The sequence below is a fragment of the Anaeromyxobacter sp. PSR-1 genome (genome assembly GCF_000964525.1).
Taxonomy (GTDB): domain Bacteria; phylum Myxococcota; class Myxococcia; order Myxococcales; family Anaeromyxobacteraceae; genus Anaeromyxobacter.
In genome coordinates, this window is record NZ_BAZG01000053.1 from 1 (window position 1) to 24,140 (window position 24,140).

Annotated in this window: 24 protein-coding genes; 13 read left to right on the forward strand and 11 right to left on the reverse strand. The window is 75.4% G+C overall.

What is annotated here, in order from left to right:
* A partial coding sequence (locus PSR1_RS10450; RefSeq protein WP_059437526.1) for a serine hydrolase occupies positions 1–989 on the reverse strand: 989 nt, incomplete at its 3' end.
* Positions 986–1,951, reverse strand: a complete 966-nt coding sequence (locus tag PSR1_RS10455; protein ID WP_059437527.1) for an LD-carboxypeptidase — start codon at positions 1,949–1,951, stop codon at positions 986–988. The genes PSR1_RS10450 and PSR1_RS10455, both read right to left, overlap by 4 nt.
* 344 nt (positions 1,952–2,295) lie before the next feature.
* Here PSR1_RS10455 and acs point away from each other — a divergent pair, with 344 nt between their 5' ends.
* The 5 genes from acs (at position 2,296) to PSR1_RS10480 (ending at position 7,494) form a co-directional block, all read left to right on the forward strand.
* Positions 2,296–4,194, forward strand: coding sequence for an acetate--CoA ligase (gene acs / locus PSR1_RS10460; RefSeq protein ID WP_059437528.1), 1,899 nt, complete (start codon positions 2,296–2,298; stop codon positions 4,192–4,194).
* An 87-nt stretch (positions 4,195–4,281) separates the two neighbouring features.
* Positions 4,282–5,520, forward strand: a complete 1,239-nt coding sequence (locus PSR1_RS10465) for an AI-2E family transporter (protein ID WP_059437529.1) — start codon at positions 4,282–4,284, stop codon at positions 5,518–5,520.
* Entirely contained in the window at positions 5,517–6,230 is a 714-nt protein-coding gene (locus tag PSR1_RS10470; RefSeq protein WP_059437530.1) for an FKBP-type peptidyl-prolyl cis-trans isomerase, read from the forward strand. Before PSR1_RS10465 ends, PSR1_RS10470 begins: the two co-directional genes overlap by 4 nt.
* Before the next feature lie 94 nt (positions 6,231–6,324).
* A complete protein-coding gene (gene yfcF, locus PSR1_RS10475; protein ID WP_059437531.1) occupies positions 6,325–6,966 on the forward strand; it encodes a glutathione transferase in 642 nt (213 codons plus the stop codon).
* Between the two features lie 72 nt (positions 6,967–7,038).
* The gene (locus PSR1_RS10480) at positions 7,039–7,494 is read left to right on the forward strand and encodes a pyridoxamine 5'-phosphate oxidase family protein (RefSeq protein WP_011422449.1); all 456 of its coding nucleotides are present in this window, start codon (positions 7,039–7,041) and stop codon (positions 7,492–7,494) included.
* A 3-nt stretch (positions 7,495–7,497) separates the two neighbouring features.
* Here PSR1_RS10480 and PSR1_RS10485 read toward each other — a convergent pair whose 3' ends face one another.
* Together PSR1_RS10485 and PSR1_RS10490 are read right to left on the reverse strand one after the other, a co-directional pair.
* Positions 7,498–8,580, reverse strand: coding sequence for a methyl-accepting chemotaxis protein (locus PSR1_RS10485; protein ID WP_059437532.1), 1,083 nt, complete (start codon positions 8,578–8,580; stop codon positions 7,498–7,500).
* Between the two features lie 72 nt (positions 8,581–8,652).
* Complete coding sequence (locus tag PSR1_RS10490) at positions 8,653–9,429, reverse strand: hypothetical protein (protein WP_059437533.1); 777 nt, start codon at positions 9,427–9,429, stop codon at positions 8,653–8,655.
* A gap of 181 nt (positions 9,430–9,610) precedes the next feature.
* Between PSR1_RS10490 and PSR1_RS10495 the strand changes: the two genes are divergently transcribed.
* Positions 9,611–11,071, forward strand: a complete 1,461-nt coding sequence (locus PSR1_RS10495) for a putative Na+/H+ antiporter (protein WP_059437534.1) — start codon at positions 9,611–9,613, stop codon at positions 11,069–11,071.
* A gap of 34 nt (positions 11,072–11,105) precedes the next feature.
* Here PSR1_RS10495 and PSR1_RS10500 read toward each other — a convergent pair whose 3' ends face one another.
* The gene (locus PSR1_RS10500; RefSeq protein WP_059437535.1) at positions 11,106–11,897 is read right to left on the reverse strand and encodes a DUF481 domain-containing protein; all 792 of its coding nucleotides are present in this window, start codon (positions 11,895–11,897) and stop codon (positions 11,106–11,108) included.
* A gap of 126 nt (positions 11,898–12,023) precedes the next feature.
* Here PSR1_RS10500 and PSR1_RS10505 point away from each other — a divergent pair, with 126 nt between their 5' ends.
* Entirely contained in the window at positions 12,024–14,609 is a 2,586-nt protein-coding gene (locus PSR1_RS10505; protein ID WP_059437536.1) for an RNA helicase, read from the forward strand.
* A 175-nt stretch (positions 14,610–14,784) separates the two neighbouring features.
* On the opposite strand, the gene PSR1_RS10510 is transcribed toward PSR1_RS10505, so the two are convergent.
* Positions 14,785–15,534, reverse strand: coding sequence for a hypothetical protein (locus tag PSR1_RS10510; protein ID WP_059437537.1), 750 nt, complete (start codon positions 15,532–15,534; stop codon positions 14,785–14,787).
* Positions 15,535–15,641: 107 nt separating this feature from the next.
* On the opposite strand from PSR1_RS10510, the gene PSR1_RS10515 reads away from it, so the two are divergent.
* A complete protein-coding gene (locus PSR1_RS10515; RefSeq protein ID WP_011422456.1) occupies positions 15,642–15,911 on the forward strand; it encodes a hypothetical protein in 270 nt (89 codons plus the stop codon).
* On the opposite strand, the gene PSR1_RS10520 is transcribed toward PSR1_RS10515, so the two are convergent.
* Positions 15,871–16,476, reverse strand: a complete 606-nt coding sequence (locus PSR1_RS10520) for a DUF488 family protein (protein ID WP_237757909.1) — start codon at positions 16,474–16,476, stop codon at positions 15,871–15,873. The genes PSR1_RS10515 and PSR1_RS10520 overlap by 41 nt on opposite strands.
* A gap of 96 nt (positions 16,477–16,572) precedes the next feature.
* Here PSR1_RS10520 and PSR1_RS24835 point away from each other — a divergent pair, with 96 nt between their 5' ends.
* Entirely contained in the window at positions 16,573–16,698 is a 126-nt protein-coding gene (locus tag PSR1_RS24835; protein WP_272946345.1) for a hypothetical protein, read from the forward strand.
* Between the two features lie 286 nt (positions 16,699–16,984).
* Positions 16,985–17,368 carry a hypothetical protein gene (locus PSR1_RS10525; RefSeq protein ID WP_059437538.1) on the forward strand — a complete coding sequence of 128 codons (384 nt, stop codon included), beginning with the start codon at positions 16,985–16,987 and terminating at the stop codon, positions 17,366–17,368.
* Here PSR1_RS10525 and PSR1_RS10530 read toward each other — a convergent pair whose 3' ends face one another.
* Genes PSR1_RS10530 through PSR1_RS10545 form a run of 4 tightly spaced genes read right to left on the reverse strand, consistent with a single transcriptional unit; the run spans position 17,369 to position 20,909 of the window.
* Positions 17,369–17,740 carry a peptide chain release factor-like protein gene (locus PSR1_RS10530; RefSeq protein WP_059437539.1) on the reverse strand — a complete coding sequence of 124 codons (372 nt, stop codon included), beginning with the start codon at positions 17,738–17,740 and terminating at the stop codon, positions 17,369–17,371.
* A complete protein-coding gene (locus PSR1_RS10535) occupies positions 17,737–18,456 on the reverse strand; it encodes an ABC transporter ATP-binding protein (protein ID WP_059437540.1) in 720 nt (239 codons plus the stop codon). Before PSR1_RS10535 ends, PSR1_RS10530 begins: the two co-directional genes overlap by 4 nt.
* Positions 18,449–19,666 carry an ABC transporter permease gene (locus PSR1_RS10540; protein WP_059437541.1) on the reverse strand — a complete coding sequence of 406 codons (1,218 nt, stop codon included), beginning with the start codon at positions 19,664–19,666 and terminating at the stop codon, positions 18,449–18,451. Before PSR1_RS10540 ends, PSR1_RS10535 begins: the two co-directional genes overlap by 8 nt.
* Entirely contained in the window at positions 19,656–20,909 is a 1,254-nt protein-coding gene (locus PSR1_RS10545) for an efflux RND transporter periplasmic adaptor subunit (protein WP_059437542.1), read from the reverse strand. Before PSR1_RS10545 ends, PSR1_RS10540 begins: the two co-directional genes overlap by 11 nt.
* Positions 20,910–21,069: 160 nt before the next feature.
* On the opposite strand from PSR1_RS10545, the gene PSR1_RS10550 reads away from it, so the two are divergent.
* The 3 genes from PSR1_RS10550 to PSR1_RS10560 form a co-directional block, all read left to right on the forward strand.
* Positions 21,070–22,641, forward strand: a complete 1,572-nt coding sequence (locus PSR1_RS10550) for a 7TM domain-containing protein (protein ID WP_059437543.1) — start codon at positions 21,070–21,072, stop codon at positions 22,639–22,641.
* Complete coding sequence (locus PSR1_RS10555) at positions 22,638–23,555, forward strand: sugar-transfer associated ATP-grasp domain-containing protein (RefSeq protein ID WP_059437544.1); 918 nt, start codon at positions 22,638–22,640, stop codon at positions 23,553–23,555. The genes PSR1_RS10550 and PSR1_RS10555 overlap by 4 nt, the downstream gene beginning before the upstream one ends.
* Positions 23,552–24,140: tetratricopeptide repeat protein (locus PSR1_RS10560; protein ID WP_160309022.1), on the forward strand; the 589-nt coding region annotated here is incomplete at its 3' end. The genes PSR1_RS10555 and PSR1_RS10560, both read left to right, overlap by 4 nt.

The window sequence follows — 24,140 nt, forward strand, 5'->3', positions numbered from 1 at the left end:
AGCCGCGCGCCCAGCGACGAGGCGCCGCGGCTGGGAGTGTCCCAGCCCAGGGCGCGCTCGCTGCCGGGGGTCGGATCGCGCTCGGCGAAGGCGGCGGCGGCGCGCGCCGGCACCACCGAGGGCCGGCCCTCCAGCGCCTCCAGCCACGCCTGGCCGAGCGCCGCGACCTCCGGCGCGGTGGAGAACACGCCCGCGTGGCCGGCGGCGCCGCCCATCGCCCAGGCGTTGTCGTCGTTCACCTCGCCCTGCAGCGCCGCCTCGCCGCGCCGCGGGCACGCGCCGGTCGGGACGAAGGCGCGGCCGGCGGCCCGCGCGGCGGCGGCGGCCGGGTCGAGCCCGTCGAGGAAGAACGTGGCGCCGAGCCCGAGCGGCCGGAACACCCGGCGCTCCGCGAGCACCGCGAGCGGCGCGCCCCCGAGCGCCTCGACGAGCAGCCCGAGCGCGATGAAGCCGGGGTCGCAGTAGACCGCGCGCGCCCCGGGCGCGGCCTCGAGCGGCTCCGCCAGCACCGCCTCGCGGACCCGCGCGCGGCCGCGCGCGAACGCGCCGGCCAGCGCGGCGGGCGGGGGACGGCGCCCCGGGGGCAGGAACGCGGCGCCCGCCTCCGGATCCGCGGCGGCGCGCTCGAAGTACGGCCTCCAGCGCGGCAGGCCGCTCGAGTGTGCGAGCAGGTGGCGCGCGGTGACCCCGGCCTTCCCGCCGGCCTCGAAGCCCGGGAGCCGATCGGCCACCGGCGCGTCGAGGTCGAGCGCGCCCTCCTCCACGAGCTGCGCCGCGAGCGTGGCGGTCGCCATCACCTTGGTGAGCGAGGCCACGTCGAACAGGTCGTCGCGCCGCAGCGCGCGGGGGGCGGGCCCGGACAGCTCGCCGTGCCAGCTCGCGTGGACGAGCCGCCCGTCGCGGAGCACCGCCGCCGAGAGCGCCGGCGCGACGCGCTCCCGCGCGCCCGCCTCCAGCACGGCCGTCACCGGCGGCAGCGCGGCGCTCACCGGCCGGCGCCCTCGCCTTCGCGGGCCCACCAGCCGTCGAACAGCAGCCGCGGCGCGCCCTCGTCGCCCGGGCCGGGCGCCACCAGCGTCGCGCGCGCGCCGAGCGGGACCGAGAAGTTCGCGTCCTCGTGGCCGGCCGGGAAGCCCTCCGCCACCGGCACCCCCAGGCCCGAGACCCGCTCGCGGACCACCTCGGCGCCGCGCACCCCCGCGGCGTCGCACTCCGCGAACTGGCCCAGCGCCACCCCGGCCACCCCGTCCAGCGCGCCGGCCAGCCGGAGCTGGGTCAGGTAGCGATCGAGCCGGTAGGGCTTCTCGCCCACGTCCTCGAGCAGCAGCAGCGCGCCCTCCAGCCGCGGCATGAACGGCGTGCCGCACAGGTGCGCGAGCAGGGTGAGCGACCCGCCGAGCAGCGGTCCGGCCGCGCGGCCCGGCCGGACCGTGGCGGTCCCGGCCAGCCCGGCGCCCGCCGCGGGCGGCGTCCACGCATCCGGGCGCGGCGCCCCGCCCATGAGCAGGGCCTCCAGCTGGGCGACCGCGGCCTCGGGCGCCCGGCCGAGCTGCGTGAGCACCGGACCGTGGACGGTGGCGAGGCCCGCGCGGTTGAGCGCCGCGTGGAGCGCGCACACGTCGGAGAAGCCCACCAGCACCTTGGGGCGCTCGAGCAGCGGCGCCGGGTCCACGTCGGGCAGCAGCCGGCTCGCGCCGAACCCGCCGCGCGCGCAGAAGATGGCGCGCGCGTCCGGGTCCGCCACCGCCTCGCGCCACTCCTCCAGCCGCCGCGCGTCGTCGCCGGCGAGGTAGCGCGCCCGCGCGCCCAGGTCGGCGCGCATGCGCGGCTCGAGCCCGAGCCGGTCGCGCAGCACGGCCAGGCCGCGGGCGAGCTGCTCCGGCTCGAAGGGGCTCGACGGCGCGATCACGCGGACGGGGTCGCCGCGGCGCAGCAGCGGGGGGAGGCGCACGGCGCGGAGGATAACCGCGCGGCCGGTGGGGGTCGAGGCGGCGTCCCCGCCAAGGCGGGAGGCGCTCGCCCCGCGGCGGCGCCACGTCACCCTCCGTGCGGGCGGGCGGCCCGGGGCGAGGCGTGGGACCCACCGGGGGACACGCTGCCGGCGGGCCCTGGACGCATGATTCTTCGCTTGTCCGCCGCCGCCGGCCGGCCGTGGCTGCGACGAAAACCCGCGGGGCTCGCCTGTCCGTCTGCTAATGTCGATGGTCCGACTCGATCTCCGATGCCCCCACGCCGCGCCGGCCGCCCCCAGCCGGCGCGCGACGTCCGGCCCGATCCGGCGAAAAGGAGCCCGTGATGAGCTCGAAGAAGACGCAGCTGGAAGGTGAGGTCTTCTACCCCTCCGCCGAGGTGGTCTCGCAGGCGCGCGTGCCGGACTGGGCCGCGCTGGCGAAGCGCGCCGACGAGGACCTCGAGGGCTTCTGGGCCGCGGAGGCCGAGGAGCTCGAGTGGTACCGCAAGTGGGACAAGGTCCTCGACGCCTCCGAGAAGCCGTTCTACCGCTGGTTCAAGGGCGCGCAGACCAACATCGTCCACAACTGCCTGGATCGCCACCAGCGCACCTGGCGCAAGAACAAGCTCTCGCTGGTGTGGGTGGGCGAGAAGGGCGAGGTCCGCACCTACTCGTACTTCGCGCTCAACCGCGACGTCTCCAAGTTCGCCAACGTCCTGAAGGCCATGGGCGTGAAGAAGGGCGACCGCGTCACCATCTACATGCCCCGCATCCCCGAGATCGTGATCGCCATGCTGGCGGCCGCGAAGATCGGCGCCATCCACTCGGTGGTGTACGGCGGGTTCTCGGTGGACGCGCTGCAGGGCCGCATCGAGGACTCCGAGTCGAAGGTCGTGATCACCGCCGACGGCGGGTTCATGAACGGGAAGATCGTCGAGCTGAAGAAGACGGTGGACGACGCCGTCCGCCGCTGCCCGACGGTGGAGACGGTCATCGTGGTGCAGCGCACCGCGCACGAGGTCCGCATGGAGGCGGGCCGCGACTACTGGTACCACGAGCTGATGAAGCTCCCCCTCGCCGCGGGCGTCTGCCCGACCGAGGTGATGGACGCCACCGACCCGCTCTACATCCTCTACACCTCCGGCACCACCGGGAAGCCGAAGGGGCTCATCCACGGGCACGGCGGCTACCAGGTCGGCATCTACTCCACGCTCAAGTACGTCTTCGACATCAAGGACGAGGACCGCTACTGGTGCGCGGCGGATCCGGGCTGGGTCACCGGCCACAGCTACATCGTGTACGGGCCGCTGCTCATGGGCGCGACCACGTTCATGTACGAGGGCGCGCCGACCTACCCGTACCCGAACCGCTGGTGGTCGCTGGTGGAGAAGTACGGCATCACCATCCTCTACACCGCGCCCACCGCCATCCGCGGGCTGATGCGCTTCGGCGAGTCGTGGCCGAACCGCCACGACCTCTCCACGCTCCGGCTGCTCGGCTCGGTGGGCGAGCCCATCAACCCCGAGGCGTGGAAGTGGTACCACCGCGTCATCGGCAAGGGCCGCTGCCCGGTGATGGACACGTGGTGGCAGACCGAGACCGGCATGTTCATGATCACGCCGGTCCCGACGCTCCCGCTGAAGCCGGGCTCGGCGGCGAAGCCGTTCTTCGGCCAGCAGGTCTCGATCCTCGACGACACCGGCAAGCCGGTCCCCGACGGCGAGGAGGGGTTCCTGGTGCTGGAGCGGCCCTGGCCGGCGATGGCCATGACCGTCTACAAGGACGCCGAGCGGTTCGTGAAGACCTACTGGGAGAAGTACCCGGGCCGCTACATGGCGGGCGACGCCGCCAAGCGCGACGCGGACGGCTACTACTGGGTCATCGGCCGCACCGACGACGTCATCAAGGTGTCCGGCTACCGGCTCGGCACCGCCGAGATCGAGAGCGCGCTCGTCGCGCACCCGGCCATCGCCGAGGCGGCGGTCATCGGGCTGCCGCACGAGGTGAAGGGGCAGGCCATCCACTGCTACTGCCTGCTGCGCCAGGGCTTCAAGCCCAGCCCCGAGCTGGAGGACGAGGTGAAGCAGCACGTGGCGCAGCACCTCGGGCCCATCGTGCGGCCGGAGAAGGTGACGTTCGTGGACTCGCTGCCCAAGACGCGCTCCGGCAAGATCATGCGGCGCGTGCTCAAGGCGCGCGCCCAGGGCCTCCCCGAGGGCGACGTCTCCACGCTGGAGGAGTGATCGCCCTCCCCCACGTCCGCCCCGTCCGCTCCCGGCGCGAAAAGGGAACGGGCGGGGCGCCGCGCTTTCGGCGATACTCGCCGCCCGATGCAGACCGACCTGCCCCTCTGGAGGCGACCGCGCACGCGCCTCTACGCGCTCACCGCGCTGCTGTGGGTGATGATGCTGGGGGTGGTGGCGCTGGCCTGGCCGGTGCTGCTGCCCTTCACGCTGGCCGGGCTCGCCGCCTACGTCATCGACCCGGTCATCGCCGGGATCGCGCGCCAGCGGGTGGCCGGGCGGGCGGTGCCGCGCGTCGTCGCGGTGCTGGTCGTCTACGCCGTGCTCGGCACGCTCGTCTGGATCGCCGCGGTCTCCATCCTGCCCGCGGTGTACCGTGAGGCGATCCGCGCGCTGCTCGAGCTGAGGGACTTCCTCGCCTCGATCACGCCGGAGCGGGTGCAGGAGTGGACGCGCGCCATCGACGCGTTCCTGCAGCGCTACGGGATCCCGCTCGACGTCACGCCCTCGGCCGGCGGGCTCGACACCCCCGGCGGCCGGTTCTCGGTGGACCTCGCCGCGGGGATGGCGAGCGCGCTGCACGACCTCACGCTGGCGCTGCGCGGCCGGGTCAGCGACGTGGTGGCGTTCTCGCGCGCCATCCTGGCCGGCACCATCCAGACGCTGTTCTTCGTGGTGCTGCTGTTCATGCTGACCGCGTTCATCTCGATGGACGCGCCCCGCATCCTGCGCTGGTTCGAGACGGTGGTCCCCTCGCACTGGCGCGCCGACCTGCGCCGGCTGCGCGCCGGGATCGACGCGGGGCTCTCCGGCGTGGTGCGCGGCCAGCTCACCATCATGGTGGTGAACGGCGTCCTCACGCTGATCGGCCTGCTGGTGCTGAAGGTGCCGTTCGCGTTCGCGCTCGGCTTCCTCGCCTTCGTCCTCTACGTCGTGCCCATCTTCGGCACGATCCTCTCCTCCGTCCCCATCGTGCTCCTGGCGCTCACCGGTGGCGGGCTCACCAAGGCCCTGCTGGCGCTGGGCTGGATCACGGTGGTCCACGCGCTCGAGGCGTACGTCCTCAACCCGAAGATCATGGGCGACGCCGCCCGGATCCACCCGGTGCTCATCGTGCTGGCGCTGGTGGTGGGCGAGCGCAGCTTCGGGATCGTGGGCGCGCTGCTGGCGGTGCCGGTGGCGAGCGTGGTGGTCGCGGTCTTCCGCTTCCTGCACCGGAAGCAGGTCGAGCTGGACGAGCGCGCCGCCGTCCCGATCGGCCAGAGCCTCTCCGCAGCGCCGGGACCGGCCCCGTCAACGCCGGACCAGAAAGGGAGCCCCACATGAAGCCGTTCCGCATCGCCCTCGTCGCCGCCCTGGCGCTGGCCGCCTCGGCGCGCGCCGAGGACAAGAAGCCCGCCGCGCCCGCCGCCAAGCCGGCCGCCCCCGCCGCCAAGGCGCCCGCCGACACCGACCGCGCGCTGTACTCGGTCGGCCTGGCGGTGGCCAAGAGCCTGGACGTGTTCGCGCTGCAGCCGGGCGAGCTCGAGAAGGTGCTCCAGGGCATCCGCGACGGCGCCGCCGGCAAGCCGAAGTTCCAGCTCGACGAGAAGTCGCAGCAGCAGGTGAACGAGCTGGCGCGCTCGCGCATGGCCGTCACCGCCGAGCGCGAGAAGACCAAGGGCGCCGGCTACCTCGACAAGATGGCGAAGGAGAAGGGCGCCATCAAGACCGCGTCCGGCGCGGTCGTGATCCCGGAGAAGCAGGGCACCGGCGCCACCCCGACCGCCACCGACAAGGTGAAGGTGCACTACGAGGGCAAGCTGGTGGACGGGACGGTGTTCGACTCCTCGCGCAAGCGCAACGAGCCGGCCGAGTTCCCGCTGAACGGCGTCATCAAGTGCTGGACCGAGGCGCTGCAGAAGATGAAGGTCGGCGGCAAGGCCAAGGTCGTCTGCCCCGCCGCGATCGCGTACGGCGAGCAGGGCCGCCCGCCCGTCATCCCGGGCAACGCGGTCCTCACCTTCGACGTCGAGCTGCTCGACATCGTGAAGTAGCGTCCTCGCGGCGCGCCGCCCGTCCCCGCGCGGGCGGGCGGCGGCCGCGCAGGCGGGCTTGCGGCCGGGGCCGCCGGCGCATAGAGAGCGCGGCATGACCGACGACCTCGTCCTGTACGGCAACAAGGGCTGGACCAGCCCCTACGTCTTCTCCGCCTTCGTCACGCTGAAGGAGAAGGGGCTCCCGTTCCGCGTGGAGGCGCTCGACCTCGAGGCGGGGCAGCACCGCCGGCCCGAGTACGCCGAGCCCTCCTGCACCGGGCGCGTCCCGGCGCTGCGCCACGGCGACTTCTGGGTGGCGGAGTCCTCCGCCATCGACGAGTACCTGGAGGACGTGTTCCCCCCGCCCGCCCACGCGCGGCTCTACCCCGCCGACCCGCGGCAGCGCGCCCGCGTCCGCATGGTGCAGGCGTTCGCGCGCAGCGACGTGCTCGAGGTGCGGGTGGAGCGCTCCACCGCGACGCTGTTCGAGGGCGCGGCGGCGAAGCCGTTCACGCCCGCCGGCCGCGCCGCGGCCGAGCGGCTCGTGGCCGTGGCGGGCCGCTTCCTCCCGCCCGGCGCGGAGCACGTGGCCGGCGAGTTCACCATCGCGGACGCGGACCTCGCGCTGCTGCTGCAGCGGCTCGTCCACAACGGCGACCCCTGCCCGGAGCGGCTCGCCGTCTACGCGCAGCGGGTGTTCCGGCGCCCGTCCGTGCGCGAGTGGCTGAAGCAGACCGCCTGGCGCGACCGGTAGCGGGCCCCGGCCCCGGCTTCGCCCTCCCCGCCGCCCGCCCGCCGTGGCACCATGGACGGCGGGAGGGCCTCCATGTCCGACGATCCCCGCGCCACCGCCAGCCTGCTCGCCCGCTTCCGCACCGCCCTGCTCGCCACGCGCGGCGAGGACGGGCACCTGCGCTGCCGACCCATGGCCATGCGCCACGAGGTGCGCGGCGAGGAGATCTGGTTCGCGACCGCGCCGGACTCGACCAAGTGCCGCGACCTGGAGCACGACCCGCGCTGCGCGCTCATCTTCTTCGACGCGCAGGACGGCACCACGGTCACGGTGTCGGGCGCCGGCGAGGTGATCCGCGACCGCAAGCTCATGACCGAGCTGTGGGACCCGTCCTGGAGCCGCTGGTTCCCGGCCGGGCCGGACCCTCGCGAGGTGGCGCTGCTGCGCGTGATCCCGGAGCACGTCGAGCGGCACGACGGGACGACCGGGCGCCTGCAGGTGCTGTTCACCGCGCCGGCGCGCAAGCGCGCGCCCGCCCGCGGCAAGTAGCGGCTACGCCTCGACGGCGCGCTTCAGCCCGGAGGCGAGGTCGTTGAGCGCCTTGGCCTCGGTCGCCACCGCGTGCGTGGTGCTCATGGTCTCCTGGGTGGCCAGGTAGATCTCGTTCATCGCCTTCAGCACCTGGTCGATCCCGTGGTCCTGCTGCTGGGCCACCGCCGCGATCTCCTGCGCGGCCTGCGACGAGTCGCGCAGCGCCGAGGCGAGGCGCCGGATCGTGTCGCCGGTGCCGCTCGCCACCTGCGCGCCCTGCTCGGCGCGCCGGATCCCGACCTCGGCGGCGGTCATGGCGGCCAGCATCGCCTTGTGGACCTCGGCCAGGATGGCGCGCACCTGGCCGGAGGCGCGCTTCGCGTCGTCGGCGTGCTGCCGCATCTCGGCGGCGACCTCCCGGAACCCGTCCGCCCCGGCGCCGGCCCGCTGCGCCACCTGCCCGGCCTGGTCCGCGAGCCGCTGGGAGCGCTCGGCCACGAACCCGACCACCGAGGAGATCTCGAACACGTCGCGCATCCGCCCGTTCAGCGCCTCGATCCGCTGCGAGAGCCCGCGCACCTCGTCCGCCAGCTTCGCCAGCTCGCCGATGCCCGCCTCGACCGCCTGCAGCCCGTCGGAGGAGGCGCGCTCGCCCTGGCGCGCGAGGCCGATGACCGTCTCGGCGGTCAGCGCCGCGCGCGTCGCGGTCTGGCCGAGCTGGCCCATGGTGGCGGTGGTCTCGCGGACCGAGGCGGCGGTCTCGGCGGTCATGGACGAGAAGGACGAGACCGTCGAGAGCAGGGACTGCGCGGCGGTGAACAGCTCCGACGCGGTCTTCAGGAAGCCGTCGCGGCGCACCGACTCGATCGCGACGAGCTGGTCCTGGCGCTGCCCGGCGAAGCTCGCGAGCACGCCCAGGAAGAAGGGCGCGGTGAAGATGATCCAGAGCAGCGGGGTGCCGCCGATGGCGCGGACCATGCCCGCCGCGCTCAGGCCGTACTCGGGCCGGCTGGCCGCCTCCACCACGGTGCCGGCGACGGGGAACAGGACGCCGAACAGCGCGCCCCACAGGGCATACGTGGTGGCGTGGCTACGGGTGCGCATCGGCGGAATCCCTCCCGGATTCGCGCGATTGTGCACCAGGCGGGGGGAGCCCGCCAGATCGCCGCGCCCAGGCTAGGCGCGGGTGGCGGCCCGCAGCGACGCGGCCAGCCCCTCCAGCTCGCGCGCCTCGCGCGCCACGTGCTGCGTCGAGGTGACCGTCTCCTCGGTCGCGAGCGCGATCTGGTTCATGGCCTTCAGCGCCAGCTCGATGCCCCCCTCCTGCTGCTGGGCCACCCGCGCGATCTCCCGGGCGGCGCGCGCCGACTCGCGCAGCGTGGCGGAGAGCCCCCGCACCTCCTCGGCGAGCGCGGGCAGCCCGGCGTCCGGCGCCTCCGCCTGCCGCAGCCCCTCCTCGCCGGCGCGCTCGGCGCGCAGCGCCAGGCCGATGACGCCGTCGGCGGTGAGCGACGCCGCGGCCGCGGTCTGCGAGAGCTGGTTGATGGCGGTGGTGGTGGCGCGGACCGAGGCGGCCGTCTCGGTGGTGGTGCGCGTGATGTCGCGGACGTCGGCCAGCAGCGCCTGCGCAGCGTGGGCCAGCTCCGAGGCGGTCCGCTCGAAGCTCTCGCGGCGCGCCTGCTCCAGCCGCACGATCTCCTGGCTCTGCCGCACCAGCGCGTCGCTCTGCCGGACCAGCTCCTCGTGCTGGCGGACGATCACCCGCCCGAGCCCGCCCAGCACGAACGGGGTCGTGTCCATGATCCACAGGAGCGGCTGGCCGAGGTGCGCGTGCAACAGCGCCCCCGGCGCCAGGCTCCCCAGGTGCGTCGCGGCCTCGATCACCGTGCCGACCAGGGGCAGGCCCACGCCCGCGAGCGCACCGTACCAGTCGTACCGGAACTTCCTCGCCATCCGCTCCACCTCACCACCTCGCCGCCGCGGGACGCCGGGATTCTGCCCCCGCCGCGGCCCGGCCGCCACCCCGGCGCTGCGGACGCGCCGCGGCGGGGTGCGGCGGCCGATCCCGGGCGCGGCACCGCGCAGCGGGTGGTAGGCTCCGCTCCTCGCGAACCGTTCCGGAGGAGCACCGAACGTGAACCTGCCCGCCGTCCCCGCCGCGCTCGCGGCCGCCGCCGCCCCGCCCGCCGGGGCGCCCTTCCCGCCGCCGCTGGACAGCTACGTCGGCGAGGAGGGGCTGTCGCTCTGGGGGGTGCTCCTCCACCGCGTGCAGGCCGAGCCGCTCAACGCGGTCGCCACGGCGCTGTTCCTGCTCGCCATCCTCCACACCTTCCTCGCGCCGCGGTTCCTCGCAGCCTCGCACCGCCTGCGCGAGCGGGTGGAGGCGGACCGCGGCCCCGGCGCGCACAGCGGCAAGGTGGAGGTGCTGCACTTCCTGGGCGAGGTCGAGGCGGTGTTCGGCATCTGGGTGCTGCCGCTCATGATCGCCATCACCGTCGCGAAGGGCTCGAAGACCGCCGAGGCGTTCCTGGGCCACGTGAACTTCACCGAGCCGCTGTTCGTGGTGGTGGTGATGGCCCTCGCCTCCACCCGGCCGGTGCTGTCCTTCGCCGAGGCGGTGATGGGGCGCGTCGCGCAGCTGGGGGGCGGGACGCCGTTCGCGTGGTGGCTCTCGACGCTCACGCTCGGGCCGCTGCTCGGCTCGCTCATCACCGAGCCCGCGGCCATGATCATCTGCGCGCTCCTGCTCGGCCGGCGCGTGCTCGACCTGGATCCCACCCGCCGGCTCCGCTACGCCACGCTGGGCCTGCTGTTCGTGAACGTCTCGGTGGGCGGGACGCTGACGCACTTCGCCGCGCCGCCGGTGCTGATGGTGGCGGCCCGGTTCGGCTGGGACACGCCGCACATGCTGGCGAACTTCGGCTGGAAGGCGGCCGTCGCCATCGCCGTGTCGAACCTGCTCTACGCGGTGATCTTCCGGAAGGACCTGGCGGCGCTGGCCGCGCGCGCCGAGGCGGACGCGGCGGCGCGCGACGCGGGCGCGCGGCCGGACGAGCCGGCGTCCCGGTCGCCCGCCTGGATCGTGGTGGTGCACCTCGTCCTGCTCGCGCTGGTGGTGAAGGCGGCGCACACGCCGCCGCTGTTCGTGGGGCTGTTCCTGTTCTTCATGGCGTTCCACACCGCCACCGCCCCCCACCAGCAGCCGCTCGACCTGCGCGCGCCCATCCTGGTCGGCTTCTTCCTGGCGGGCCTGGTGGTGCACGGCGCGCTCCAGCAGTGGTGGATCGCGCCGGTGCTGGGGCGCCTCGACCCGCTCTCGCTCATGTTCGGCGCGGCCGGCCTGACCGCGTTCAACGACAACGCCGCCATCACCTACCTGGCCTCGCTGGTGCCGACGTTCGACGCGACGGCGCGCTACGCGGTGGTGGCGGGCGCGGTGGCGGGCGGCGGCCTCACCGTCATCGCGAACGCGCCCAACCCCGCCGGCCAGGCCGCGCTGGCGCGCTACTTCCCGGACGGCGTGAAGCCCGCCTCGCTCGCCGCCGCGGCGCTCGCGCCCACCGCGGTCGTGCTGGCGTGCTTCCTGTGGCTGTAGCGGCGAGCGAAGCGGGCCCGCCGCGAGCTGTCGTTCAGAAGGCGACCTCGACGGTCGCGCCGAGGGCGGTGTCGGTGCGGACCTTGCCGGGCGCCGGCGCCGAGTCGTAGGCCACCTGGTAGGACAGGCCGAAGCTCACCGCCTTCACCAGGCGGCTGGCGAGCTTCGTCAGCGACCGCACCTGCCAGCGCTCGCCGTCGGTGACGTTCGCGAGCACCTCGGCCTCCTGCACCAGCTTGACGTGCTCGGAGAAGCCGTAGCGGAACGCGAGGCCCGCGCGCGGCGCCACCGCCTCGACGTCGGGCAGGTCGCCCTCGGGCGCGTCCGCGGTCCCGTAGTACTGCCAGCGCGCGTCGTAGGTGTAGCGCACGCCCAGGTCGGTGCGCAGGAGCAGCTCGCCCCCGGCGTCCTGCTTCCGGTCCAGCCACAGCCAGCCGGCGCCGCCCTCGCCGTAGGCCCGGTACTCCAGGCTGGCCACGTGGTCGGTCTCGGCGCCGCCCAGGGCGAACACCGTGACGTGCTCGGCGAGCTTGCGGTCGGCCCGGAGCTGCCCGGCGGCGCCGAGCGCCACGGTCTGGGCCGGCTCGTCCCGGCTGGCCGGGCGCGTCCGCCCGTACACGCCGGTGGCCTTCCCGGCCAGGATCCACCCGCCCGCCTCGCGCTGCGCGCTGGCGGCGCCGTTCATGGTGGTGGTCTCGGCGTTGCCGGTGAGGACGATCACCCCCGCGCCCACCACGCCCGACCACTGCGGCCCCGGCTTCGCCGGCGCGTCCGCGGCCGCGGCCAGCGCCGGCGCGAGCAGCGCCACCCACGGTGTCAGCTTCATCCGGTTCCTCCTCATCCCTCCCTGATACCCGGCCGGCGGCGGGTCGGGCAACCGGTCGCGGCGCCGCAGCGAGCGGCCTCCGCGCGGCTGGCGCCGCGGGCGCGCACGCGGTACGAAGGCCCACGCATGTCCACGCCCAGCCCCGCGCCCGCCCCGGGCCCCGAGCCCCTGCGCGCCCCGCTCGCCGCGCTGCTCCCGCCCGCCGGCGCGCCGCCGCTCCCTGCCGACGCGGTGCTCGACCGCTTCGTCTCGTGGGTCGCCTCGACCGGGCTCTCGCTCTACCCGCACCAGGAGGAGGCGATCCTCGCGCTCCTGGACGGCAACCACCTCGTGCTCTCGACGCCGACCGGCTCGGGCAAGTCGCTGGTCGCGACCTTCCTCCACTTCCAGGCGATGGCCGCCGGGCAGCGGTCCTTCTACACCTGCCCGATCAAGGCGCTCGTCAACGAGAAGTTCTTCGACCTCTGCCGCCTGTTCGGCCCCGAGAACGTGGGGATGATGACCGGCGACGGCGCGGTGAACCGCGACGCGCCCATCGTCTGCTGCACCGCCGAGATCCTGATGAACCTGGCGGTGCGCGAGGCCGAGCCGCCCGTGGACGCGGTGGTGATGGACGAGTTCCACTACTACGGCGACCGGGAGCGCGGGGTGGCGTGGCAGGTGCCGCTCCTCGTGCTCGAGAAGGCCCGCTTCCTGCTCATGTCCGCCACGCTCGGCGACACGCGGGCCATCGAGGCCTCGCTGCGCGAGGTGACCGGGCGGGAGGTGGCGGCGGTCCGGAACGCGGCGCGGCCGGTGCCGCTCGAGCACGAGTGGCGCGAGACGCCGCTCCACGAGACCATCGAGGAGCTGGTCACGTCGAGCCGGGCGCCCATCTACCTCGTGAACTTCACCCAGCGCGCCGCCGCCGAGCAGGCGCAGAACCTCATGAGCGCGAACTTCTCCTCGAAGGAGGAGAAGGCGCGCATCGCCGAGGCGCTGGCCGGGGCCCGCTTCGACTCGCCCTACGGCAAGGAGCTGCAGCGCTTCCTGCGCCACGGGATCGGGCTGCACCACGCCGGCCTGCTGCCCCGCTACCGGCTGCTGGTCGAGAAGCTCGCGCAGGGCGGCCTGCTGAAGGTGGTCTCCGGCACCGACACGCTGGGCATGGGCGTCAACATCCCCATACGCACCGTGCTCTTCACGCAGCTCTGCAAGTTCGACGGGACGAAGACCGCCATCCTCACCTCGCGCGACTTCCACCAGATCTCCGGGCGCGCCGGCCGGAAGGGCTTCGACGATCGCGGGTACGTGGTGGCGCAGGCGCCCGAGCACGTGGTCGAGAACAAGAAGCTCGCCGAGAAGGCCGCCGCCGGGAAGAAGGTCGTCAAGAAGCAGCCGCCCACCAAGGGCTACGTGCACTTCGACCGGAACACCTTCCAGCGGCTCCAGGAGAAGGAGCCGGAGCCGATGGAGAGCCGCTTCGAGCCGACCTTCGGGCTGCTCGTGAACCTGCTGCAGAGCGAGACCACGCGGGTGGGCGGCGGCTACGGCAGGCTGGTCGAGATCATCGCCCGCTCCCACGGGAACGACTACGTGCGCGCGCGCCACCGGCGCGTGGCCGCCCAGCGCCTCCGCACGCTCCGGGCCGCGGGGCTGGTCGAGGTGCGCCGGATCGAGGGCTACCGCGGCGCGTACCTGCGGCCCGCGCCCGGGCTGCAGCGCGACTTCTCGCTGTTCCACACGCTCGCGCTGTACCTGCTCGACACGCTCCCGGCCATCCCGCGCGAGCGCGAGACCTACGCGCTCGACGTCCTCTCCATGGTGGAGTCGATCCTGGAGGACCCGGACGTCATCCTGTGGAAGCAGCTCGACCGCGCCCGCGGCGAGGCCGTCGCCGAGATGAAGGCGCGCGGCATGGAGTACGACGAGCGCATGGCCGAGCTGGAGAAGGTCGAGTACCCGAAGCCCAACCGCGACTTCGTGTACGCCACCTTCAACGAGTTCGCCGCGAAGCACCCCTGGGTCGGCGCCGAGAACATCCGCCCGAAGTCGGTGGCCCGCGAGATGGTCGAGCGGTTCATGACGTTCGCGGACTACGTGCGCGAGTACGAGCTGCAGCGCTCGGAGGGGGTGGTGCTGCGCTACCTCTCGGAGACGTACAAGACGCTGGTCCAGACCGTGCCCGAGACCTACCGCGACGACGCGCTCCTCGACGTGATCGCGTTCCTGCGCGCGACCGTGCGCGGCGTGGACTCCTCGCTCATCGACGAGTGGGAGCGCATGCGCGATCCGTCCTACCAGGCGGCGGCGGTGGACGCCCGCGCGGCGGTGGCCGCGACGCTGGGCCCGCCGCCGGTCTGGGCCGACCCGCGCGCGTTCGCGGCGCGCATCCGCAACGAGCTGCACGCGCTGCTCGTGGCGCTCGCGCGGAAGGACCACGCCGCGGCGGTGGCGGCGCTCGCGCCCGGCGCGGAGTGGACCCCGGCCGCGCTCGAGGCGGCCATGGCGCCCTACTGGGAGGCGCACCCGCGCATCGACGTGACGCCCGCCGCGCGGCGGCCGCACAACACGTTCGTGAAGGAGCTGGGCCCGCGGCGCTGGGAGGCGGTGCAGCGGATCGTGGACGAGGCCGGCGAGGTGGACTGGGCCATCACCTGCGAGCTCGACCTCACCGAGCCGCCCCGCGATCCCGACCAGCCGCTGCTCACGCTCGTCCGCGTCGGGACCTGAGAGCACGTGAACCAATCCCCTCCCGTCGCCGCGGCGGCCGATCCGCGTCGCATCGCGTCGTTGCTCCTCCCTCACATGCCTCGGGGCATGCTCGGTCGTCGCGCCTCGCGCTGCTCGCGTCTCGACCGCCCGGCTCGGTCCGGGGATTGATTCACGCGCTCTGAGCCGTCCGGCGCTACGGCCGGAACGCCGCCGGGTCGATCCGCGCCGGGAGCTCCACCTTCTCCAGCACGGTCTCGCCGGTGGTCTGGCCGTTCGCCCAGTTGCCCTCGTGGAAGGCCACCAGCACGCCGTCCACGGTCCGGAAGTCCGAGTAGGTGGTGACGAACTCGACCGGCCCGCCGCCGCGCGAGGCGCCGCGCGAGCGCAGGATCCGGCCGGTGGCCGGGTCGATGCCCGCCTCCACCACCACGCCCGGCGCGACCTCCAGCGCCAGGACCCGCAGCGTCGCCCCGTCCGCCTCCCACGCGCCGCGATCCTCGAGCTTGTTCTCCCAGGCGGCGAGCAGCGCCGGCAGGTCGAGCCGCGAGGCCTGCAGGATCATCGACATCAGGAACGGGCCGCCCACCTCCTCGCCGAAGCGCCAGCCGCGGCCGCCGTCCAGCACCCGGACCTCCACCGGCGCGCCGGGGAACGCGATCTCCACCCGCAGCTTGCCCGACCGCTGGTAGACGCGGGTGATGCGCCCGGGCTGCCCCGGGTGCAGCAGCGAGGTGACGGTCCCCTCCTCCCGGACGCGGGCGAGCCGCACCACCGCCTTCTTGCCGCCGTAGGCCGCCACGCAGCGCTCCACCAGCGCGTGGACCTCGGTCCGGGCCTCGGCGCCCGGCTGGGCGCCAACCGGGGCGGCGGGCGCGCCGGCGGCGGGCAGGGAGGGGGCGGCGGCGAGGACGAGCGCGGCGAGCGCGAGCGCAGCGGTGGGCACGGGGACCTCCGGATCGGGCGATGGGGCGGCGGCCAGTGTCGTGGCTGGGCGGGCGGAAGGCAACCGCGGCGTGCCCGCGCGGCGGCCCGGGGCCACCGTGATCCGGCGTGACCGAGCTCCTCGGCTGGCTCAGCTCCGCGGTGCTGCTCGCCACGCTCGCCCGCCAGGTGCACAAGCAGTGGCGGGAGGGCACCGGCGCGGGCGTGTCGCGCTGGCTCTTCGCCGGGCAGACCACCGCGTCGGCCGGGTTCACGCTCTACAGCCTGCTCGTGGGCAACTGGGTGTTCGTGGTGACGAACGCGCTCATCCTGGCGAGCGCGATCGCCGGGGTGGCCATCACGGTGCGGCAGCGGCGGGCCCGTCCGCAGGGTACGTGACGCGCCGCCCCTCCACCCGCGCGAACGGGGTGAGCCGGTGCGGGCGCGTCCGCCCGGGGCCGGTGACGTGCTCCACCCCCACGCCGCGCGCCAGGAGCGCGTCCGCCACCAGCGAGCGGTGGCAGCGCCAGGGGACCGCCTCGGCGCAGACCAGCGCCACCGGCCCGCGGCGCGCCAGCTCGCGCAGCTCGAGCAGCCCCTCCTCGAACTCCGGCGTGGCCATGTGGTCCGCGTAGCCGCGGAAGCTCGCGTTGCGCCAGGCGCCGTTCGGCGAGTCGCGCCGCGCGTGGCGCAGCCCGCCGAGCCGCGGGAGGTGCGCGTAGCCGATCCCGGCCCTCGCGAGCGCGGCGCGCAGCGCCGACCCCTCGTACTGCGGGTTCGCGCGCGAGCGGGGGATGGTGCGGATGTCGGCCACGGTGACGGCGCCGACCGAGCGCAGCAGGTCGATGAACGCGTCGATGGGCCGGGTGGAGTGCCCGAGCGCGAGCACGCGCACCCCGCCCCAGCCCGGCGCCGCCCTGCGGCGCGGCGCGTCCGCCGACTCGGCCGATCCCCGCGTGGCCACGGACGGTTGCATGCCGCCGCGGCCGCGCCGGCGCACGGCTCCGGGGCCCGCTGCCCGGCCGGAACCCTTCCGCCCGGTCCCGGCTCCCACCCCACCATGAGTGCCTCCACCGAGACGACTCCCACGATCGAGGTGACCGACGCGGCGCGCACCGCGCTGCTCGAGCACCTCTCCCGCGACCCCAGCAGCCGCTACGTCCGCATCCACGTCGGCCATGGTTGAGGTGGCATCAGCTACCAACTGACTCTGGACGAGTCGGCCGACCCCGAGCGCGACGCGCTCATCGAGCAGGACGGGATCACGTTCCTCGCGGAGCACCGGCAGAAGCACCTCATCCCGGGCCTCCGCATCGAGGTGCAGAAGGTGTTCGGGCGCGAGGGCCTGGTCGCCTGGAACACGGCCTGGGAAGGCGGCGCCTGCTGAGCGGCCCCGCGCACCCGCGCTTGATGCCTCCCAGCCGTTGCGGTTGACAAGGACCGGCCCGAAGGCCGATACCCGTCCTCCGACCATGCAACCGAAGCCTCGGGAAGGCCCGCGCTGGGCGCGCGGGCAGAAGTTCACGCTGTCGCCCGCCGGGCGCGACGCCGAGGAGGCGTACCGCGCCGCGGTGCTGGGCGCGCGCGGCGCCGGGCGCGCGGTGCTGGACGCGGCGCTGGCGGGCTGGGCCTCCCCGCGCGCGGTGGAGCCGGGCGACGGCGTGCTGCTCGGCGAGCTGAAGGGCAAGCCCCGCGGCCTCTCCGAGCTGGGCCATGCGCTCGAGGACGCCGGGATCCCGGGCGCCGAGGTGCGGGCCGCGCTCGACCGGCTGGTCCGCGCCGGCCTCGCCGAGCTGGTCCCGCTCGCCTCGCAGCTTGAGGCGCAGCGCGCGCCGCCGGTCACCGGCCGCTGGTAGTCACTCCCAGCCGCGCCGCGACGCCTTCCGCTCCCCGCGCCGCTTCTTCTCGGTGAGGCGCCGCTCCTTGGCGCCGCGCGTCGGCTTGGTGGGCCGCCGCGGCTTGGGCCGGTGCGCCAGCGGCTGGAGCCGCGCGCGCAGCCGCTCGAGCGCGGCGCCGCGGTTCTGCAGCTGGCTGCGCCGCTCGGTGGCGGTCACGGTGAGCTCGGTCGGCCGGTGCACCAGCCGCACGCCGCTCTCGGTCTTGTTGCGGTGCTGGCCGCCGGGCCCGCCGCCCACGAAGAAGCTCTCGTCGCACTCGGCGAGCAGCGCCTCGTCGGAGAGCGCGAGCGCCCGGCGGGCCTCCGCCCGCAGCGCCTCGGACACCGTCATGCTCCGCTCCTCGGGTTGGGCCGGTCGGCCACGATGCGCCCGTCCACCAGCTCGACGATGCGGTCGCAGCGGTCGGCGAGCCGGGGGTCGTGCGTCACGATCAGGAAGGTGATGCCGGCCCGGCGGTTGAACTCGCGCAGCAGCGCGAACACCTCGTCCGCGGCGTGGGTGTCGAGGTTGCCGGTGGGCTCGTCGGCCAGCACCAGCCGCGGGGCCATCGCGAGGGCGCGGGCGATGGCGACCCGCTGCTGCTGGCCGCCGGAGAGCTGGGTGACGCGGCGGTGCAGCACGGCGCCCAGGCCCACCTGCCGGAGCAGGTGCTCCCCGCACTCGGCCATGTCCGGGGCCGGCCGGCCCCGCGCCGCCATCATCGGGATCATGACGTTCTCGAGGGCGGTGAACGCGGGCAGCAGGTGGTGGAACTGGAACACGAACCCGATGGTGCGCCCGCGCGTGCGCGCCATGGCGTCGTCGTCGAGCGCGGCGGTGTCGAGGCCCGCCACCCGCACCCGGCCCGCGGTGGGCCGGTCGAGCAGCCCGATGAGGTTGAGCAGCGTGGACTTCCCGGAGCCGGACGGGCCCATGAGCGCGGTGAACTCCCCCGCGCCCACCTCGAGGTCCACGCCGTGCAGCACCGGCGTGACCACCGGGCCGGCCACGTAGTCCTTGCGGACGCCGGAGAGCTCCACCGTGGGCGTGGCCACCGGCTCAGCCATAGCGGATCACCACCGCCGGATCGAGCTTCGCGGCGCGCCGCGCTGGGTAGGCCGCGGCCACCAGCCCGGTGCCCACCGCCACCGCCGACGCCAGCAGGAACAGCCCCGGGGTCAGCTCCACCGGGAAGAGCGCCTCGCCGTACGGGTTGCGCACCAGCGTCGCGAACGCGAGCGACATGGCGGTGCCGAGCAGGGAGCCGAGGATCGAGCCCGCGCCGCCGACCAGCGCGCCCTCGATGAGGAAGATGCGGAGCACGGTGCCGGTGGTGGTCCCGGTGGCCTTCAGGATCCCGATCTCGCGCGACCGCTGGATCACCGAGATGCCCAGCACGCTCGCGATCCCGAGCGCCACCGCCAGCACCACGAACGACTGGATGAGCAGCGACGAGGCGCTCTGCGAGCGCAGCGCGGTGAGGAGCTGCTGGTTGAGCTGCATCCAGCTCTCGGCCAGCAGGCCGGTCCGCGCGGCCAGCGAGCGCGCGACGCGCTCGGCGGCGAACGGCTCCCGCACCTTCAGCTCGACGCCGGTGATCCCGCCCTGCAGGTCGAGCAGCGTCTGCGCCGCCCGGAGCGAGACCAGCACCCAGCGCTGGTTCACGTCCCGGCTGCCCAGGTCGAAGACGCCCGCCACCGTGAACAGGTCGGAGCGCGACTCGGCGCTGGTGATCCGGAGCTTGTCGCCCACCGCGAGCCCCAGCTCGTCGGCGAGCACCGCCCCGATCACCACCTCCTCGCCGCCGACCCGGAACGCGCCCGCCTTCATGCGCCGCGACATCGGGATCACCCGGTCGAAGCTCCCGGGCTCGACCCCGCGCAGCGCCACGGCGCGCGACACCCCTGCCCGGCTCGCGAAGGCCGAGCCCGCCGCGGTGGGCGTGGCCGACACCACGCCCGGCGCGCCGCGGACCAGCGCGAGCACCTCCGGCCACTGCTCCACCGACCGATCGCGCTCCGGGATCTTCTCCACCACCGCGGCGAGCGCCTCGCCCGGCCCGGGCGGCAGCACCGTCGGGACGCGCTCGGGCCGGCGCAGCACCACGTGCGCCTGCGACCCGAGCGTCTGCTCGACCAGCGTCTCCTGGAGGCCGCCGATGAGCGCCGTCAGGAAGACGATCACCCCGACGCCCACCGTGGCGCCGCCCAGCACCAGCGCGGTCTGGGCGCGGCCCTCGCGCAGGAAGCGCAGCGCGACGAACAGCTCAAAGGGCACGGCCCAGCTCCGGCCCGGGCAGGCGGCGCACCCGCACCCGGCTCCCCTCGGCCACCGCGGCGGACGGCGCCAGCACCTCGTCGCCGGCGGCGAGCCCCTCGGCGATCTCCACCAGCCCGTCGCCCCGCAGCCCGAGGCGCACCGCGCGCCGCTCCGCCCGGCCGCCGCGGACCGCCAGCACCCACGGCGAGCCGCCGGCGTCGCGGACGGCGTCGGCGGGGAGGACGAGCGCCTCGGCCTTGCGGCCCACCTCCACGTTCACCGAGACGGTCATGTCCGGGCGCAGGAACGGCGGCGGCGCGGGGACGGCGAGGCGCACCTCGACCGTGCCGCGGGCGGGATCCACCGAGGGCGCGAGGAAGGACACCGTCGCCTCGAAGGGCGCGTCCGGGAACGCGTCCGCCACCGCGCGGGCCGGCTGGCCGGCGCGCAGCAGCGCCAGGTTCTTCTCGTCCGGCTCGACCGAGAGCCGCGTCTCGCCGGTGCGCGCCAGCACGAGCAGGCGCGCGCCGGCGGTCACGGTGTCGCCGGGCTCGACGTCGCGCAGGATCACCGTCGCCGCGGCCGGCGCGCGGAGCTGCCGGTCCTCCAGGCGCGCGCGGGCGACCTCCTCGGCGCCGCGGGCCGCCGCGAGCGCGGCCTCGGCCAGGCGCTGGTCCGGGCCGGCGCCGGCCGCCGCCGTGGCCTGCGCGAGCGCGCTCTCCCGCGCGCTCCGGGCCAGCGCGAGCGCCTGCTCCGCGTCGTCCAGCTGGGCGACGCTGGCGCTCCCCGCGTCGGCCAGGCTCCGCGCCCGCTCCCGCGCGCGCTCCGCCAGCTCGACGCGCAGCTCGGCCTGGCGCAGCGCCTCGCTCGCCCCGCGCGCCGCCGGGCCGCGCGACTGCTCCAGCCGCGCCGCCGCCTGGAGCACCTGCGCGCGCGCCTGCGCCAGCGCGGCGCGGGCCTCCGCGTCGTCGAGCTGCACCAGCAGGTCGCCGGCGCGGACGGCGTCGCCCTCGTCCACCCGGACCGCGGCCACCTTGCCGGTCGCGACCGCGCCCACCTGGATGCGCGCCGGGGCCATCACCCGCCCGCTCGCCACCACCCGCTGCACCAGCGGCCGCCGCTCCACCGCGTAGCCGGGCGCCGCCGTCCCGCGCGCCGCGCGCACCGCGGCCACCGCCGCGAGCGCCAGCGCGACGCCCGCGGCGACGCGGCCGGTCCGGGACCGGAGCAGGCGCGCGACGGGGCGGCGCGGGGCGTCCATGTCCCCATTGGTACACCGGCGTCGTGCGCGCGCCCAGCGCCGCGGTGCCGCTGCCACCCGCCGCGACATCGCCGCACGGTCGGCGGGGCGACGCCCCGAGACGGGCGACCTCCGCGTGTGGCCGGCCGGCCGTCCGCCGGGTCGAACCGCCACACCGACCATGGCGCTCTCGCACCCGCACAAGCTCGGCCTCACCGTCCTCGCGCTCGTCCTCGGCACCGCCGGGCTCATGGCGTACAAGGTCCGCGCGCTCGGCTACCGCCTCGCCGACATCCTGCCGGTGCGCCAGTACGAGGTCACCTACGCGCTCGACCTCGACGGCCACGGCGGCGACGTCCGCGTCCGCAGCTTCCTGCCCTCGAGCGACGCGCACCAGACCATCTCCGAGGAGCGCGACCAGACCTCCGGCCTGCACCTCTCGCAGTCGATGGAGGGGCCGAACCGGGTGGCCACCTGGAGCGGCGCCGACGTGCCCAACGGCGCGCGCATCCGGCACGCGTTCAAGGTGCTCCCCCGGCGCGTGTCGTACGACCTGCCCGCCGGGCTGGAGGTGCCCTCCGCCTACCCGCCCTCGGCGGCCGCCTGGCTCCGGCCGGAGAAGGAGATCCAGGTGGACGCGCCGGAGATCCGCGCCACCCTGCAGCGCATCGGCGGGGACCAGGGCGGCGTGGTGGAGCGGCTCCGGCGCATCCACGCGCTGGCGGCGTCGCTGCAGCCCCGGCCGTTCAAGGGGACCACCGACGCGCTCACCGCGCTGCGCCTGGGCGAGTCGAGCTGCAACGGCAAGAGCCGGCTGTTCGTGGCGCTGGCGCGGGCGGCCGGGATCCCGGCGCGGCTGGTGGGCGGCCTCATCCTCGAGCCCGGCGCGAAGCGGACCTCGCACCAGTGGGTGGAGGCCTGGGTGGCCGGGCACTGGGTCCCGTTCTGCCCCACGAACGGCCACTTCGCCGAGCTGCCCGAGCGCTACCTCACGCTCTACGTGGGCGACGAGGCGCTGTTCCGCCACACCGCCGACGTGAACTTCGACTACCGCTTCGAGACGCACGGCGCGCTGGTGCCGTCGCCGCAGGCCAAGGCGACGTTCACGCTGTTCGACGTCTGGGGGCTGTTCGACCGCCTGCGGCTCCCGTTCGCGCTGCTCCGCACCGTGCTGATGCTGCCGGTGGGCGCGCTCCTGGTGGTGCTGTTCCGGAACGTGGTGGGCATGCCCACGTTCGGCACCTTCCTGCCCGCGCTGCTCGCCGCCTCGGCGGGCGAGACCGGCGCCGGGTACGGCGTGCTGGCGGTGCTGCTGGTGGTGGCGGCGGTCGCCGCCGTGCGCTGGGGGCTCACCCGGCTCGAGCTGCTGCACTCCCCCACGCTCGCGATCCTGCTCGCCGCGGTGGTGCTGACGCTGCTCACCACCTCCATGGTCGCCGAGCGCGCCGGGATCGCGGCGCTCACCCGCGTCACCATGTTCCCGATCGCCGTGCTCGCCATCTGCGCCGAGCGCTTCTACCTGTCGCTCACCGAGCACGGCGCGCGCGCGGCCGGGAAGGAGCTGGCCGGCACGCTGGCGGTGATGCTGGCGTGCCACGCGGTGATGAGCTCGCTGGCGCTGCAGGTGCTCGTGATCGGCTTCCCGGAGGTGCTGCTGCTGGTGGTGGCGGCGAACGTGTACCTGGGGCGCTGGGTGGGCATGCGGCTCAGCGAGTACCGCCGCTTCCGCGGGCTGCTCGGGGGCGAGGCGTGAGCGCCCTCTCGCGGGCGGCGGCGCGGCTCCGGGGCGCGCTCGTCCGGCGCGCCGAGGTCTACGGGATCAACCGGCGCAACCTGGCGCTCGTCTACCCGAACAACGACCGGCGCCACTACCCGCTCGCCGACGACAAGCTGCTCGCGAAGGAACGGTTCCAGGCCGCCGGCGTGCCGGCGCCGGAGACGCTGGCGGTGTGCGAGGGGCTGTACGCCGTGCCCGGCGTGGTGGAGGCGCTGCGCGGACGCTCGCAGTTCGTGGTGAAGCCTGCGAACGGCGCGGGCGGCGGCGGCATCCTGGTGGTCGGCGGCTGGGACGCGGAGGCCGGCTGCTGGCGCAAGGCGGGCGGCGAGCCGCTCTCGCCGCGCACGCTCGGGCGCCACCTCGCCGACGTGGTGTTCGGCGTCCACTCCAACCAGCTCGAGGACCGCGCGTTCGTGGAGCGGCGCGTGGAGCCGCACCCGCTGTTCGCCGGGCTGTGGGGCGACGGCCTGTGCGACCTGCGCGTCGTCACGCTCCGGACGTCGCCGGTCATGGCGATGATCCGCGTCCCGACCGCCGAGTCGGGCGGGCGCGCCAACCTGCACCAGGGCGGGCTCGGGATCGCGGTGGACCTCGCCACCGGCCGGACCTTCCGCGCGCTGCACCGCGGCCGCCCGGTGGAGCGCCACCCCGAGTCCGGCGCGCCGCTGCTCGGGCTCGAGCTCCCCGCCTGGCCGGCGGTGCTGGACGTGGCGCGCCGCGCCGCCGCGGCGGTGCCGCTCGGCTACCTGGGGGTGGACGTGGTGGTGGACCGCGAGGTGCGCCCGCTGGTGCTGGAGATCAACGCCCGGCCCGGGCTGGAGATCCAGAACGTGAACGGCCGGGGGCTCGGGCCCGCGCTGGCGGCCGCGACGGAAGGGAGGGCCGCGTGAGCCCCGGCGATCGCGTCGCCCTGGACCGGCTCTGGCCGATGCTGCTCGGGCTCGCGGCCCTGGTGGCGGGCGCGCTCGCGCTGGAGGCCTGGGCCGGCCGGCGCGGGAACGAGCCGCTCCGCATCGCGGTGACCGACGAGGCGCTGCCCGCCGGCGAGGACGAGGAGCCGTCGGGCGACGCGCCCGACGGGCCCGAGGCGCCGCCCGTCTCCGACGCGCACGCGCGCGCCCGCACCGCCGCGCGCCGGGCGCTCTACGCGGACGCCATCCCGCTCTACGAGCAGGCGCTGCGCGACCACCCCGACGCCCCGGCGCTGGAGGCGGAGCTGGGCGCGTGGCTCCTCGCCGCCGGCCAGCCCGAGCGCGCGCTGCCGCACCTCGCCCGCGCCGACCAGCTCCGTCCCGAGGCGGCCACCGCGCTGCGCCTCGGGCTGGCCCGGGCCCGCCTCGGGGACCGGGAGGGCGCCGAGCGGGACCTCCGGCGCGCGCTGGCCCAGCGGCCCTCGTCGGGCGCGGTCCGGATCGCGCTCGGGACGCTGCTGCGCCGGCGCGGCGCGGTGGCCGAGGCGGTGGCGCTGCTCGAGC

Bases quoted from the DNA above. Each gene is read 5' to 3' on its own strand.
- acs (WP_059437528.1), top strand. From the start codon at position 2,296: ATGAGCTCGAAGAAGACGCAGCTGGAAGGTGAGGTCTTCTACCCCTCC.
- PSR1_RS10465 (WP_059437529.1), top strand. From the start codon at position 4,282: ATGCAGACCGACCTGCCCCTCTGGAGGCGACCGCGCACGCGCCTCTAC.
- PSR1_RS10470 (WP_059437530.1), top strand. From the start codon at position 5,517: ATGAAGCCGTTCCGCATCGCCCTCGTCGCCGCCCTGGCGCTGGCCGCC.
- yfcF (WP_059437531.1), top strand. From the start codon at position 6,325: ATGACCGACGACCTCGTCCTGTACGGCAACAAGGGCTGGACCAGCCCC.
- PSR1_RS10480 (WP_011422449.1), top strand. From the start codon at position 7,039: ATGTCCGACGATCCCCGCGCCACCGCCAGCCTGCTCGCCCGCTTCCGC.
- PSR1_RS10485 (WP_059437532.1), bottom strand. From the start codon at position 8,580: ATGCGCACCCGTAGCCACGCCACCACGTATGCCCTGTGGGGCGCGCTG.
- PSR1_RS10490 (WP_059437533.1), bottom strand. From the start codon at position 9,429: ATGGCGAGGAAGTTCCGGTACGACTGGTACGGTGCGCTCGCGGGCGTG.
- PSR1_RS10500 (WP_059437535.1), bottom strand. From the start codon at position 11,897: ATGAAGCTGACACCGTGGGTGGCGCTGCTCGCGCCGGCGCTGGCCGCG.
- PSR1_RS10505 (WP_059437536.1), top strand. From the start codon at position 12,024: ATGTCCACGCCCAGCCCCGCGCCCGCCCCGGGCCCCGAGCCCCTGCGC.
- PSR1_RS24835 (WP_272946345.1), top strand. From the start codon at position 16,573: ATGAGTGCCTCCACCGAGACGACTCCCACGATCGAGGTGACCGACGCG.
- PSR1_RS10525 (WP_059437538.1), top strand. From the start codon at position 16,985: ATGCAACCGAAGCCTCGGGAAGGCCCGCGCTGGGCGCGCGGGCAGAAG.
- PSR1_RS10530 (WP_059437539.1), bottom strand. From the start codon at position 17,740: ATGACGGTGTCCGAGGCGCTGCGGGCGGAGGCCCGCCGGGCGCTCGCG.
- PSR1_RS10535 (WP_059437540.1), bottom strand. From the start codon at position 18,456: ATGGCTGAGCCGGTGGCCACGCCCACGGTGGAGCTCTCCGGCGTCCGC.
- PSR1_RS10545 (WP_059437542.1), bottom strand. From the start codon at position 20,909: ATGGACGCCCCGCGCCGCCCCGTCGCGCGCCTGCTCCGGTCCCGGACC.
- PSR1_RS10550 (WP_059437543.1), top strand. From the start codon at position 21,070: ATGGCGCTCTCGCACCCGCACAAGCTCGGCCTCACCGTCCTCGCGCTC.